We start from the raw sequence: 12,372 nt of genomic DNA, 5'->3' as shown, positions 1-12,372 counted from the left end.
TTCGGTTCAGACTTGGCGGGAGCGAGGATTTTTCATATTTGGCGTGATAGAAGACCGGCAGGCGGCGGCCGAGGCCGGCCCAGACGGTCCCGTAGCTCAACTGGATAGAGCATCAGATTTCTACTCTGAGGGTTGCAGGTTCGATTCCTGCCGGGATCGCCAGTATTCGGCTCATAAGTTAATCGCCTTGGGAAGCCGGAGCCGGTTCGCACCGAACTTCGTTGAGCTGCGCCGGCGTAAGGTTCGGTGGACCGCTCTAGGAGGAACGCCGCAGGCGACGACGAGACAACCGCAGTAGCTTGCTTATGGTGTCGCGGCTTTATCCTAGATCAGCGTTACTTTCAGCGCCTTCTTCGCTTCCTTTATGGCCGACTTTCTTCCTCCACCTTCTTGCCCCAAGTTATTTGACAACTGCATTAGGGCCGTCCCTATGCCTTGCGCGTCCAACGCTAGGTGCTTCAACACAAAATGCGCCGCCCTATCCGTTTGGGCGAAGGCGTAGAACTCAGCGGACAACCGCCGATACTTCTTTTCGGCTTCGGCTAGGCGTGCTTCCGCATCGTCGGAGAGGCTTGTCGATTTTCCGCGAGAGTCAAACCTAGCCGAAACATTGGCGTAGTCGATAAGGCTCGCTCTAGCGTCGGCTGCCAATTCCAAGGCGCGGCGAATGGGTTTTGCTATGAATTCTGTTAGGAGCCATCCGACAGCTCCAGAAAAAAGGCCGACAAGTACGCTCGTAACTGTCACCATAGCCCCCCAATCGTCCCGGATCGGCGGATTGGAAGCGTCCAGGATCGCCCATGATAGGCCTGTGAATATCCGGGACAAGCGAAGGTTGTCTCCCCCACTCGCAATGAGGGTGTCATGCTTCGTGCCTGATTCGAGTTAGGGTAGGTCCGAATGAAGTGCCCGCATTGCAGCATTCACTTCCACGACAATTGGTATAACGACTATTTTCGAAGGGGCCAAAATTCCTCGAAAGGCCGCATCGGCGCCGTCGAGGGGTACTGGATGTATCGCAACAGCGTTTGTCCCAACTGCGGGGAATTGACCATCGAAGTAACTGTCGGTACTGATAAGGAACCGCTCGTTCCTTGGCGCCAAATTTTTCCGATCGGAGCGAATCGCGGCCCCGTCCCTGCTGCAGTCCTCGCCGCCATAGCCAACGACTATATCGAGGCCTGCAACGTCCTTCCAATAAGCGCAAAAGCATCGGCTGCGCTATCGCGACGCTGCTTGCAAAACATGCTGCGGGCCGGGGGTTATAAGGACAAGGATCTCGCGAAAGAAATCGACCAGCTATTAGCTGAAACCGACCCAAAAAAAGCGCTCCCGCATAAACTTCGCGAGACGATCGACGCGATTCGAAATTTCGGCAATTTTTCCGCTCACCCGATAGACGACAAGACGACCCTTCAAGTCATCGACGTCGAGCCGGAAGAGGCAGAGTGGTGCTTGGAGGTTATCGAAGAATTGTTCGACCATTTTTATGTAGGGCCAGCAGCTGCAGCCGCTAAGAAGGCCGCCCTCAATGCTAAACTCGCCGCGGGGGGAAAACCGCCAGCAAAGTAGCCGGGAGACGTTTAATGGCCGGGGAGTCCGATCAGGGTAACATCCGTTGCCTAGGGCCATCGGGTCGCAGACGGCAGACAAGCAGGCTACCGTCACAAGCAGGCTACCGTCTAGACCGGACTCGTAGCGGGGGCACAGTGTCGACCGATTTCTTTGCGCGCGTAGCTCGTGACATAGCGACCACGAAGGAAAGGCCAGCCATCTCCCTACGCAAGCACCGCGACGAGCTCCGATCCGAGTTGCAGGTAGTAGAGAGAGACATCATCACCGCAGAAAGCGCCGCAACCAGGGCCTCGATCTATCCAATCACTGCGGGCCAAAGCATGTGTCCGGTGTGCTGGATGGCTGGTAGGGATGGAGCCTACTTAGGCCCCATGGGGGGTGGTACGGACAATGCCGACTTCTTCCGCTGCAGCACCTGTGGCAATCAGTTTGAGGTCCCTTTTCGGTAGAGGCGTAACTGCGCCGCTGCTAACGTTAATTCCAATAGATGGCCGCAAGGTCTGCTAGGATCGTCAGGCGACATTCTATCGCGCCAACGTTGGCGCCGACATACGCCCCTGTAAGGTCTATCGTCCTTCACGAATACGTGGGTACCCTCGCCCCGGTCTTTGAACCGGGCAGACGAACCCTATCTATGCGCCGGGCGACGTGCGCCCGATAGGGAATTCGATGCTGCCAACCGAGTGGACGAGAATGGCTATCGCATCTGCGGTTGCCGTGATCGCGATGTCGTATTTGGCAATCGACGCTGGCGTCGTGAACTCCAGCGTGATCACACGGCGCATCGAGACGGCGCGGGCTTCCATTGCGGACGCGGCGGCCAGTCAGCATCAATTCGCCTTCGCTATTCAGGCCTGGGCGCGTCCAAGCCGCGAGAAGGCGGACTCGGAGCCACATTTGGAGCACTGCCTGGCGATCGATTGAGTCAGGCGCAGCACCAGATCAGCCGACGCCTAAGCGGCCTTTCTTTTGTTCACGGTCCGACTCCGCTTCGTTCCAAAAGCACGAATCGTCATCGCAAAAATCGGCAGCGCGCATTCATTAATGCCGCGTTTCGCTGGCTCGGTTCGTTCATGCATCCAAGGTCACGAGCACGGGCCGCAATCGGTACGCATCGATCGCGGCGTTCGACAGCAGCAGCCTGCGCCGCTCGCCGCGCAGCATCAACCGGTCGATCCTGTTCAGGATGAAGCGGGCTGAATCATTGGGCTCACCGGTGAGCAGGCCGGATTGGTCGAGATATTTCCAGGCGATCTCGAAAGACTGCGCGCGCAATTCGGGGTCTGTCATAGCCGGCCAACGTCGACGGGGAACGGATGTTCCTAACCGCGCAACGTCTGTCGCAGCGAACCACGGCGCGACGAAATGCGTAGCGCCGCGAACGAGATCACGACCAGCACGTTGGCTGCGACGAAATGGAGTGGTGCCGACCCGCCAGCCCCGGTCGGCTTTGAAGGGCCCCGTGCTTGTCCCCCCGAGCACGGGGCTTTCTCATGCAGGCCAACCAGCGTCCCGACCTCGGCCGGCCATTGGCGCGAGATCTCGCCGAGGATGCGATTAGTCCGTCTGCTCGTCGCGCCGGTCGCGGGCGAGCTGATGCCAGGCCAGAGCCAGTTGGATCAGTCTCTGCCGGTCGGCGCCGTCGGCGGACGCCGCGGCCCGCTTCATCGCCGCCTCGGCTTCGTGCTGTGGGTCGTACTTGGGGCACATGAGGCCGAACCTAACCGACCGATATGGACGGACCGATGGCAATTTCGTCCGTATGAATGCGGGGTGGCTTCGCGTCGTCCGAACCCACCCTGACGCATCTGTGAACTGCGTCACAGCCTGCAACCGGCGTCTCGGCTAAACAGAACTCAACCGCTCGCACCGCCGCGAGAGGGCATGGGTGGTCCATCATGACACAGGAAGCAGCAGCCGAGGCTCACGTCCCAACGCGACGCGCAAGGCCCGACCTGTTCGGCGCCACGTTTCTTGCCACCATCGGTATCGTGATGCTGGCCTGGATCGCAGGCCTGGTCTGGGCCGCGATCGCGTTCTTCAACTGGCTGGTGTGACGCGCGAAGCGATCAGTATCGCGTCAGCAAGCAATACGTTGCCCAGACAAAAAGAGGCGGGCCTGCGCCCGCCTCCTTGTTTCAGACCTTGCCTGAAGCCTCAGTAACACGCGCGAGGATCGGCCTGCACATACTGGCCGCTCGGATAGCGGTAGTAGCAATTGCCCTGGGCGAAATAATAGCCGGGCCGCGAGGCAGCCGTGGCGCCGGCGATCGCGCCGGTGGCGCCGCCGATCACGGCACCCGCGGCCGCGCCCGAGGCGTTGCCCGAGATCAGGCCGCCCAGCACGCCGCCGACGATGGCGCCGCCAAGTGCGCTTGCGCCGGGATCAGCCGGTGGCGGAGGCGGCGGCGGTTCGTAGGCGACGGGAGGCGGCGCCGGAGCATAGGCCACCGGCATGTCGTCGAAGTAATCCTCGGAGATGTAGGCCGGCGGGCCGGCCATCCGCTGCGGATAATAGTACCAGACGCCGCCGACGTCCCACCACCAGCCGGAGCGGCCGTTGCGGACCTCGTGGCGCCAGCGCCCGCCATCCCAGGCGCGATTGCCGCGATAGGCGTGTCCGCCCCAGTCGCGCTCCGGTGCGGGGCCCCTGGCGTAATTGCGTCCGGGCGGCGGGCCACCTGCTCCGTGTGGGCCGGGACCGGGGCCGCCGGCGTGGGGCTGGCCGCCGGGCTGTTGCGCGGGCCGGGCCGCCTGCTGCGGCGGGGGGCCCTTGCGCATGTTCTGATTGTTCTGGGGCGGCGCGCCCGCGCCGGGCCCCGCAGGCGTCTGGGCCTGGGGTCTTGGCGGCAATGAGTCCTGTGCCTGCGCCGAAAGCGCGACAAGGGACATGGCCGAAACCAAGGGAATAATGATCTTCATGCGGCTGGACGCACTCATGCGTGCTTGACCCCCTACTCTCGCGATTGCCGTGGTGCCTAGCGCGATAGACGATTCGCCTCGCGCCTGGCTGATGCCGGCGGACATAACTGACCTGCTTTGGTCGGCTAAGTCCCGTTACAAATGATTAAGATCACGGCAATTTTCGGCCCCGGGGGGCGCGGCGGAACCGTTCTAGCGCGCCGGCTCGATCACATTGCAGTTGGTCCGCCCCGACATCAGGCAGTCCTGCATCTTGCTGGCCGCGGTGAGATCGCGGGCGAGCCACCAGCCGACACCGAGGATCACGAGCGCGATGATCAATCCGGCAATCGCGCCGCGACGGTTGTCGCCGGATTGAGGTTTTGCGAGGGATTTGGGCTTTTTGCCCGGTTCGGGCTTGGATTCGGGCTTGGACTCAGACTTGGACATGACTGGCCGATCGCAGGGGTGAGCCGGCTTTACCACCTCTGCGACGTCGCGTCACATCCCGGTCGATCGTTTCAGCCCCGGGTCTGCCGGATCGCATCCTTGCGCGAGGTTTCGACCGCCGGAGTGGCCCGAGGTGCGCAGGTCGTCAGCAAGAATGCGGTCTGGGTGCATTCCCAATCCGCGCCGAGGACGGCACTTTCGATCGGCTTAGGGCGGGCGAGCAACAGTGCGACGCCAGCCAAGGCGACCACCGCGACGGCGATTGCGAGCGCCTTCGGGCTCAGTCTTGAGATCATCATGCCCGTGCTCCGTCTCGTACCGGGCGGACGCTAGGCGCCGCTCCGTGTGGTCCTCTATGAAGGACATCACAATTCGGCAGTTTTTCGGGGCTACGAGAGATCGTCGGTGGTGGCGATTTTTCGTCTACCTGATCGGCTGCGATTATGGGTGGCTTCGCGACGCGCGCCGATGTACACGCTTCTGCGTCGCGTGGTGCCTGCTATGCCCAGCCGACGTACCAACAGTCACCGATGTAGGATTGAAAGCGAGGAAGGCAAGGCCCGTGAGTGGATTTAGGGAACCCGGGTTTTCAGACCGGCAAAAGGCGGCGCAGGAAGCGCGCAAAAATCTTTTGAACAAATTCAAGTCGCAGCCCGGGCTGGATGATCCGGCGGTGGCGGCACGTCGTGCTGAGCGCGAGGCGCTCGCGGCCAAGCGCGCAGAGGCAAAGGCCGCGCGCGAAGCCGAGAAGGCCGAGCAGAAGCGTATTGCGGAAGAAGCTGCAGCGGCCGAAGCCGCTCGTATCGCCCGCGAAGCGGAAGAAGCGATCGCCAAGCAGGCTGAAGTCGAGGCCGAGCAAAAGGCCAAGCGCGACGCCCGCTACGCTGCCCGAAAGGCCAAGCGGAAGTAACGTTCGCAAGTCACGTTCAACTCACGTCGCGTTCAAGTGAAGTTGAACTGAAACATCGCTGGGGGCGGTCCATGTGACCGCCCTCGGACTTCCAAGCGCGCGTCTGCCTTCGCAGACGCCGCGACGACGGCGGAAGATCAGTTCTTCTTCATCATCCCGTCGTCTTTCTTCATCCCGTCCTTCGACATGTGGTCCTTCTTCATGCCGTCGTCCTTGGACATGGTGTCCTTCTTCATGCCGTCCTTGGACATCGTGTCCTTCTTCATCATGCCGTCGTCCTTGCCCATCTTGTCCTGGGCAAAAGCGGCCGGCGACAGCGCGAGGCCAAGCGACAGAGCGGCAGCCGAGACGCCGAGCACGATGCGGGTGCGAATGGTCATGAGTGATTTCCCTTCGAGATGGTGTTTGTCAGCGACGGACGCCGCTATCTGATCTCGACGGATTGCCCGCTGGCGTTGTTACGCGCCCACTGACAAAATTTCTGCGGGCCGGCTGCGAGGATGTTCCGTGTGCACTGCAGCAAGGCCGGCACTTGCCCCGGCATTCGGTCTCGAACTATCAGATGAGAGAATATTGGGTGAGAGACCGGCTAGGATGGACCTATGCGCTGGTCTCAAGGACCCAGCCCACCTCACACCAAACAAGAACCGGCCAAGGGCCGTCCAAGGGGATACACCATGCTCACGCGCCGTCATCTGATCGCGACCGCCGTCGCCGCACCCGCCATTCTTCGCTTCGGCACTGGTACCGCGCATGCCGCGACCACGCTGAAGATCTCGCATCAATTCCCGGGAGGGACCATCGACAAGGGCGACTTCCGCGACCGGCTCTGCCGCATGTTCGCGGCTGAAGTCGGCAAGCGCAGCAAAGGCGACATCGCCGCGGAAATCTATCCGAACTCCTCGCTGATCAAGACCAACGCGCAGTTCTCCGCGATGCGCAAGGGCGCGCTCGACATCAGCCTCTATCCGATGCCTTACGCCGGTGGTGAGCTACCGGAGACCAATATCGGCCTGATGCCGGGCCTCGTGACCACCTACGACCAGGGCATGCGCTGGAAGAAGGCGCCGGTCGGCAAGGCGCTGACTGACTTCCTCGCCGACAAGGGCATCATCCTGCTCACCTGGGTGTGGCAGGCCGGCGGCGTCGCCAGCCGCTCCAAACCGATCGTCGCCCCTGAAGATGCCAAGGGCATGAAGGTGCGCGGCGGCTCGCGCGAGATGGACATGGTGCTCCAGACCGCCGGCGCCTCGGTGCTCTCGGTGCCGTCGAACGAAATCTACGCGGCGATGCAGACCGGCGCCTGCGATGCCGGCATCACCTCCTCGACCAGCCTGATCTCGTTCCGGCTCGAAGAGGTCGCGAAGTCGCTGACCTCGGGTGCGGGTGCCTCCTACTGGTTCATGCTCGAGCCGCTGATGATGTCGAAGGCGATCTTCGACAAGCTGCCGAAGAACCAGCAGGACGTCCTGCTCGCGGTCGGCACCGAGCTCGAAGCCTTCGGCCGCAAGGGCGCGCAGGACGACGACGTCGAGGTCGCCAAGGTCTACGAGAAGGCCGGCGCCAAGGTCAGTGCGCTCGATGCCGCCACCGTCGGCAAATGGCGCGACATCGCCCGCGACACCGCGTGGAAGGATTACGGCGCCAAGACCGCGACCGCCGCCAACCTGCTCAAGCTCGCCTCCGACGTCGGCGCATGAGCCACGGTCCGCTTCCGGATCGTGACGACCAGGCGAACGCTGCCGCAGGGACCGGCCTTGCGGCGGCGATCGATCGCGGTCTCGCCGTCCTCAACACCATCATCGTCGTGTTCGCAGCGATCGCGCTGATCGCGGCCTGCGCCATCCTGAGCTACAGCGTGCTCAGCCGCGCCCTGTTCAAGGCCGCCAATTACTGGCAGGACGAGGCCGCCGTATTCCTCTTGGTCGGCGCCACCTTCATGACGGCGGCCTATGTGCAGCAGAACCGCGGCCATATCGGCATCGAGGCCTTTGTCGGCCTGCTGTCACCGCTCGCGAACCGGATCAGGCTCTGGCTGGTCGATGCCGCGACGTTCCTGTTCTGCGCCTTTTTCGCCTGGAAGTCCTGGACGCTGACCCATGAAGCCTATGTCGACGGTCAGGTCTCAAACTCGATGTGGTCGCCGCCGCTCGCCATTCCCTATTCGCTGATGGCGCTCGGGATGAGCCTGCTCTGCATCCAGATCCTCGTGCAGCTTGCGCTGCCTTTCGCAGGAGCCAGGCGTCCATGAGCGTTTTCGGTATCGGCCTCGCCTACGGTATCGCGACGCTGGTCGTGATGTTCTCAGGCATGCCGATCGCGTTCGCGCTCGGCGCGGTCGCGGTCGTGTTCATGGGCATCTACATGCCGGCCGCGTCCCTGGATACGGTGACGCAGAACGTCTACGAGGAAATGGCCTCGATCACGCTGCTGTCGATCCCGCTCTTCATCCTGAAGGGCGCCGCGATCGGCAAATCGCGCGCCGGCCAGGATCTCTATTCGGCCCTGCATGCCTGGCTGCATCGCGTCCCCGGCGGCCTCGGCGTCGCCAACGTGTTCGCCTGCGCGCTGTTTGCGGCGATGGCGGGCTCCAGCCCTGCGACCTGCTCGGCGATCGGATCGGCCGGCATCCCCGAGATGCGCAAGCGCGGCTATTCCGGCGGATTTGCTGCCGGCATCATCGCCGCCGGCGGCACGCTCGGCATTCTGCTGCCGCCCTCGATCACCATGATCCTGTTCGCGGTCGCCGCGGAAAAATCGCTCGGCCGTCTCTTCCTCGCCGGCATCGGGCCCGGCCTGCTGCTGGTGTCCCTGTTCGGCGCCTATGCGGTGATCCGCTTCCGCCAGGAATATGCCGCGGCGCAGGCGATCTTTGAGAAAGGCGGGCCTGAGGCTGCGATCCTGGCCCGCGACGAATACACGCTGGCCGAACGCTTCAGCGTGCTGCCGCGTGTAATCCCCTTCGTGCTGCTGCTCACCGGCGTCATGATCGCGCTCTATGGCGGCTACGCGACGCCGTCGGAAACCGCCGGCCTCGGCGGCCTCCTCGCGCTGGCGCTGATCGCGGCGATCTACAGCGTGTGGCGGCCGAGCGACCTCGCCCCGATCTTGAAGTCGACGATCCGGGAATCGACCATGCTGATGATGATCATCGGCATGTCGCTGCTCTATTCCTACGTGATGAGCTATCTGCACATCTCGCAATCGGTCGCCGAATCCATCGTCGCGATGCACCTGCCGCGCTGGGAGCTGCTGTTCGCGATCCTCGTCATGGTCGTCGTGCTCGGCTTCTTCCTGCCGCCGGTCTCCATTATTCTCATGACCGCGCCGATCATCCTGCCGCCGCTCCGCGCCGCCAATTTCGACATCATCTGGTTCGGCGTAGTCATGACCATCGTGATGGAGATGGGGCTGATCCATCCGCCGGTCGGCCTCAACATCTTCGTCATCCGCAACGTCGCGCCGGATATTCCCCTGCGCGAGGTGATCTGGGGCACCCTGCCTTTCGTGCTGCTGATGATGCTCGCGGTGCTGCTGCTGTGCTTCTTCCCGGGAATCTCGACCGGCCTGCCGGACCTGGTGATGGGGCCGGACGGGAGCAGGTAGAGGCGATCGCAATTGCCGTAGGGTGGGCAAAGGCGCGCAGCGCCGTGCCCACCATCTCTCCTCGATCCCGATAAAAGTGGTGGGCACGCTTCGCTTTGCCCACCCTACGAGCTAACCCTAAGATCTCTACGATTTATCCTTCCGCCGTGACTTCGGCGCGATCGTGCTGCCGGCCACCACCTGCAACAGATCCTTGCGCACGGCCTCGATGTGCCGCTCCAGGAACCGGCAGGCCTCCTCGACCTTCTGCGCGCGGCAGAGCGCGATCAGATGGGCGTGCTCCTTTTCGGCGGTCCCCATCGCCTTGGTGTTGGAGAGCTGGAGGCGCGTGTAGCGGTCGCTGGTCTGGAGCAGTGACAGCACGATCGCGCGCGTACGCGGCTGCGGGGCGTGAACGTAGAGTGCCATGTGAAAATCGGCGTTGAGCTGGCCCCATTCGCTGACATTACGCGCCTTGATCGCCTTCTCGAAGCTCTTGTGGATGTCATCGAGCCCGCTGAAATCATCGGCGGTGAAACGCGGCGCCGATTGCGCCAGGAGGCGTGGCTCCAGGATTCCGCGCAGGTCGAACACATCGTTGATCTCGTCCAGCGACAGCTCCGAGACGATCGCGCCCTTCTGCGGGACGATGCGCACCAGGCCTTCGGCTTCGAGCTGGAACAGCGCTTCGCGCACCGGGATGCGACTGACGCCATAGGCCTCGCCAAGTGCGTCCTGCCGTAGCTGCGATCCGGCCGGATAGGTGCCGTCGAGGATCGCCTGCCTGAGCTGGTCGACGATCGCGGCCGACAGCGTGCGATGCTTCAGAGGCTGTTTCATCTGACCTTCTGTTGTCCTTCCCGACTCATCCGGCCGAAGCGGTCTCTCTCTTGCATGTTGAGGGGCCCAACAAAAGTGTGCGGCCCGGCAAAAGCCAGTGCCCAGCAAAAGCGCGTCCTGCCGCCGAAATGACCGCAATCTCCGTTTGACACGCAAAATGTATAAATTATACATTTGCCGATAGCACGAGATTTCTCAGGGGTCGGGGCCTCTTTCATGATCGAGCAGACGATGCCGGCCACGCGCGCACTCAGCGTTCGACACATGGTCGTCCGCGCGTCCAGTGCCCTGCTCGCCGTCGAGCGCGTCGCGCTGATGGGCCTGATGTACCTGCTCACCGGGCTGATCCTGGTGAACGTCGTCACCCGCTACGCGCGTTTCCCGATCTACTGGATCGATGAATCCGCGGTCTATTGCGTTGTCTGGCTGACCTTCGTCGGCGCCTCGGCGATGACGCGGCTGCGGCTCGATTTCGCCGTCACCATGCTGACGGAACGTCTTTCGCCGCGGCACCAGAAGATCGCAAAGGTGATCTCGACCGGCATGGTCGTCGCGTTCGGAATCGCACTGATCGTGACCTGCGTGCTCTGGATGGACCCGATTGGTCTCGCGCGCGCCGGCTTCGACGGGCGCAAGCTCGCGGCTGAGACCTTCAACTTTCTCTACACCGAGCACACCCAGACGCTGAACTGGCCGACCTGGGTGCTCTATTTGACGCTGCCGATCTTCGCGGTCTCGATGACCATCCACGGCCTCGCCAACCTGCTGGAAGATCTCGAACTGGTCCCGCGCACGCCGCCGAAGGGCTTTGCGCTCTCCGAACTCGACGGGGTCAACTGATGATCACGTCAGCCGCCTTCGTCGCGATCATGCTGGTCGGCGTGCCGATCGGCCTCTGCCTATGCCTCGCCGGCCTCGTCTACATCGCAGCATCCGGCAATCCGGTGCTGTTCCAGTCCTATCCGCTCCAGCTGTTCGGCGGCGTCAACAGCTACGGCCTGATCGCCATTCCGCTCTTCATCCTGATCGGCGAGATCATGAACGGCGGCGGCATCACGCGGCGCATCGTCGACATGGCGATGGCCTTCGTCGGCTCGCTCAAGGGCGGGCTCGCCTACGTCAACATCCTCGCCAACATGTTCATCTCCTCGATCCTGGGATCGGCGACCGCGCAGGTCGCGATCATGGCCCAGATCATGGTGCCGGAGATGGAGAAGAAGGGCTACGACAAGACCTTCGCGGCGGGATTGACCGCCTATGGCGGCATGCTCGGCCCGATCATTCCGCCGTCGGTGATGTTCGTGGTCTACAGCGTGCTCGCGCAGGTCTCGGTCAGCGACATGCTGATCGCCGGCATCGTGCCGGGCGTGATCCTCACGGTGATGTTCTGCCTCGTCATCGCGCTGATGGGATACGTCTACAACTATCCGCGCGCCGATTATCAGACGCCGCGCCAGCGCGTCATGACGATCCTGCGGACGTCACCCACCCTGCTGATCCCGATCGTCATCGTCGGCACTATCCTCAGCGGCCTCGCCAATGCGACGGAATCCGCTGCGGTCGGCGCGGTCGCCGCCGCACTCGTCGGGAAATACTGGACCAGGGAATTCGAGTTCTCGCAGCTGCCGCAGATGATGCTGCGCAGCGCCATCTATTCGGCGATCGTGCTGTTCCTGGTGGCGGCCGCGGCGGTGTTCTCCTGGGTCCTGATCTTCGGCAAGGTGCCGCAGGAAACCGCCGGCTGGATCCAGTCCGCCGCCAAGGACCCGGTCAGCTTCATGCTGATCTGCAACGTCATCCTGCTGATCATCGGCACTGTCATCGACGGCATTCCCGGCCTGATCATGACGGTGCCGATCCTGCTGCCGGTTGCAACCGACGTCTACCACATCGATCCCCGGCATTTCGGCGTGGTCGTCGTGATCAACCTCGTGCTCGGCCTGCTGTCGCCGCCGGTCGGGCTCTGCTTCTTCGTCGCGGCCGCCGTCACCGGCGCCAAGCCCGGCAAGATGTTCATGGTGACGCTGCCCTTCTTCGTCATCTCCTGCGTCCTGCTGGTGCTGCTCTCGCTCTACCCCTCGCTCTCGCTGATCCTCATCAAATAGGCCCGT

Annotated in this window: 17 protein-coding genes and 1 tRNA gene; 10 read left to right on the top strand and 8 right to left on the bottom strand. The window is 62.8% G+C overall.

Annotated features, from left to right (window positions below; all coding sequences use genetic code 11):
- Positions 1 to 85 precede the first annotated feature (85 nt).
- Positions 86 to 162, top strand: a tRNA-Arg gene (locus AB7535_RS14145).
- Between the two features lie 162 nt (positions 163 to 324).
- Here AB7535_RS14145 and AB7535_RS14140 read toward each other — a convergent pair.
- The gene (locus AB7535_RS14140) at positions 325 to 750 is read right to left on the bottom strand and encodes a hypothetical protein (RefSeq protein WP_439036515.1); all 426 of its coding nucleotides are present in this window, start codon (positions 748 to 750) and stop codon (positions 325 to 327) included.
- 150 nt (positions 751 to 900) lie between these two features.
- On the opposite strand from AB7535_RS14140, the gene AB7535_RS14135 reads away from it, so the two are divergent.
- Together AB7535_RS14135 and AB7535_RS14130 are read left to right on the top strand one after the other, a co-directional pair.
- Positions 901 to 1,572 carry a DUF4145 domain-containing protein gene (locus tag AB7535_RS14135; protein ID WP_439036514.1) on the top strand — a complete coding sequence of 224 codons (672 nt, stop codon included), beginning with the start codon at positions 901 to 903 and terminating at the stop codon, positions 1,570 to 1,572.
- Between the two features lie 672 nt (positions 1,573 to 2,244).
- On the top strand, positions 2,245 to 2,499 hold the full coding sequence (locus tag AB7535_RS14130; protein WP_228411358.1) for a hypothetical protein: 255 nt from the start codon (positions 2,245 to 2,247) through the stop codon (positions 2,497 to 2,499).
- A gap of 147 nt (positions 2,500 to 2,646) precedes the next feature.
- Here AB7535_RS14130 and AB7535_RS14125 read toward each other — a convergent pair whose 3' ends face one another.
- Positions 2,647 to 2,865, bottom strand: a complete 219-nt coding sequence (locus AB7535_RS14125) for a hypothetical protein (protein WP_166341428.1) — start codon at positions 2,863 to 2,865, stop codon at positions 2,647 to 2,649.
- Between the two features lie 267 nt (positions 2,866 to 3,132).
- Positions 3,133 to 3,285 carry a hypothetical protein gene (locus AB7535_RS14120; protein ID WP_014495428.1) on the bottom strand — a complete coding sequence of 51 codons (153 nt, stop codon included), beginning with the start codon at positions 3,283 to 3,285 and terminating at the stop codon, positions 3,133 to 3,135.
- Positions 3,286 to 3,473: 188 nt separating this feature from the next.
- Here AB7535_RS14120 and AB7535_RS14115 point away from each other — a divergent pair, with 188 nt between their 5' ends.
- Positions 3,474 to 3,632 (top strand): hypothetical protein, encoded by a 159-nt coding sequence (locus AB7535_RS14115; RefSeq protein ID WP_028161343.1) that lies wholly within the window; start codon positions 3,474 to 3,476, stop codon positions 3,630 to 3,632.
- 100 nt (positions 3,633 to 3,732) lie between these two features.
- Here AB7535_RS14115 and AB7535_RS14110 read toward each other — a convergent pair whose 3' ends face one another.
- The 3 genes from AB7535_RS14110 to AB7535_RS14100 all read right to left on the bottom strand — a co-directional run bounded on the left by AB7535_RS14110 (position 3,733) and on the right by AB7535_RS14100 (position 5,225).
- Complete coding sequence (locus tag AB7535_RS14110) at positions 3,733 to 4,515, bottom strand: hypothetical protein (RefSeq protein ID WP_247310434.1); 783 nt, start codon at positions 4,513 to 4,515, stop codon at positions 3,733 to 3,735.
- A 174-nt stretch (positions 4,516 to 4,689) separates the two neighbouring features.
- On the bottom strand, positions 4,690 to 4,926 hold the full coding sequence (locus tag AB7535_RS14105) for a hypothetical protein (RefSeq protein WP_085401256.1): 237 nt from the start codon (positions 4,924 to 4,926) through the stop codon (positions 4,690 to 4,692).
- Positions 4,927 to 4,997: 71 nt separating this feature from the next.
- Positions 4,998 to 5,225, bottom strand: coding sequence for a hypothetical protein (locus AB7535_RS14100; RefSeq protein ID WP_028150973.1), 228 nt, complete (start codon positions 5,223 to 5,225; stop codon positions 4,998 to 5,000).
- Between the two features lie 263 nt (positions 5,226 to 5,488).
- On the opposite strand from AB7535_RS14100, the gene AB7535_RS14095 reads away from it, so the two are divergent.
- On the top strand, positions 5,489 to 5,836 hold the full coding sequence (locus AB7535_RS14095; protein ID WP_071914157.1) for a DUF6481 family protein: 348 nt from the start codon (positions 5,489 to 5,491) through the stop codon (positions 5,834 to 5,836).
- Between the two features lie 137 nt (positions 5,837 to 5,973).
- Here AB7535_RS14095 and AB7535_RS14090 read toward each other — a convergent pair whose 3' ends face one another.
- Complete coding sequence (locus tag AB7535_RS14090; protein ID WP_028150975.1) at positions 5,974 to 6,216, bottom strand: pentapeptide MXKDX repeat protein; 243 nt, start codon at positions 6,214 to 6,216, stop codon at positions 5,974 to 5,976.
- A 297-nt stretch (positions 6,217 to 6,513) separates the two neighbouring features.
- Here AB7535_RS14090 and AB7535_RS14085 point away from each other — a divergent pair, with 297 nt between their 5' ends.
- The 3 genes from AB7535_RS14085 to AB7535_RS14075 are packed head-to-tail and all read left to right on the top strand — an operon-like array spanning position 6,514 to position 9,442.
- A complete protein-coding gene (locus AB7535_RS14085) occupies positions 6,514 to 7,536 on the top strand; it encodes a TRAP transporter substrate-binding protein (protein ID WP_439036513.1) in 1,023 nt (340 codons plus the stop codon).
- Positions 7,533 to 8,087, top strand: a complete 555-nt coding sequence (locus AB7535_RS14080) for a TRAP transporter small permease (RefSeq protein WP_063983436.1) — start codon at positions 7,533 to 7,535, stop codon at positions 8,085 to 8,087. Before AB7535_RS14085 ends, AB7535_RS14080 begins: the two co-directional genes overlap by 4 nt.
- Positions 8,084 to 9,442: a TRAP transporter large permease gene (locus tag AB7535_RS14075; RefSeq protein ID WP_063983437.1), complete on the top strand. Its 1,359-nt coding sequence runs from the start codon at positions 8,084 to 8,086 to the stop codon at positions 9,440 to 9,442. The genes AB7535_RS14080 and AB7535_RS14075 overlap by 4 nt, the downstream gene beginning before the upstream one ends.
- A gap of 126 nt (positions 9,443 to 9,568) precedes the next feature.
- On the opposite strand, the gene AB7535_RS14070 is transcribed toward AB7535_RS14075, so the two are convergent.
- Positions 9,569 to 10,261: a GntR family transcriptional regulator gene (locus AB7535_RS14070; RefSeq protein ID WP_166096503.1), complete on the bottom strand. Its 693-nt coding sequence runs from the start codon at positions 10,259 to 10,261 to the stop codon at positions 9,569 to 9,571.
- 231 nt (positions 10,262 to 10,492) lie between these two features.
- Between AB7535_RS14070 and AB7535_RS14065 the strand changes: the two genes are divergently transcribed.
- Together AB7535_RS14065 and AB7535_RS14060 are read left to right on the top strand one after the other, a co-directional pair.
- Positions 10,493 to 11,101 (top strand): TRAP transporter small permease, encoded by a 609-nt coding sequence (locus AB7535_RS14065; RefSeq protein ID WP_135213851.1) that lies wholly within the window; start codon positions 10,493 to 10,495, stop codon positions 11,099 to 11,101.
- Positions 11,101 to 12,366, top strand: a complete 1,266-nt coding sequence (locus AB7535_RS14060; protein ID WP_439036512.1) for a TRAP transporter large permease — start codon at positions 11,101 to 11,103, stop codon at positions 12,364 to 12,366. The genes AB7535_RS14065 and AB7535_RS14060 overlap by 1 nt, the downstream gene beginning before the upstream one ends.
- Positions 12,367 to 12,372 lie beyond the last annotated feature (6 nt).

It is taken from the genome of Bradyrhizobium sp. 956_D2_N1_4 (assembly GCF_052076025.1).
Lineage (GTDB): Bacteria > Pseudomonadota > Alphaproteobacteria > Rhizobiales > Xanthobacteraceae > Bradyrhizobium > Bradyrhizobium barranii.
This window is presented reverse-complemented; position numbering and strand designations above follow the sequence as displayed.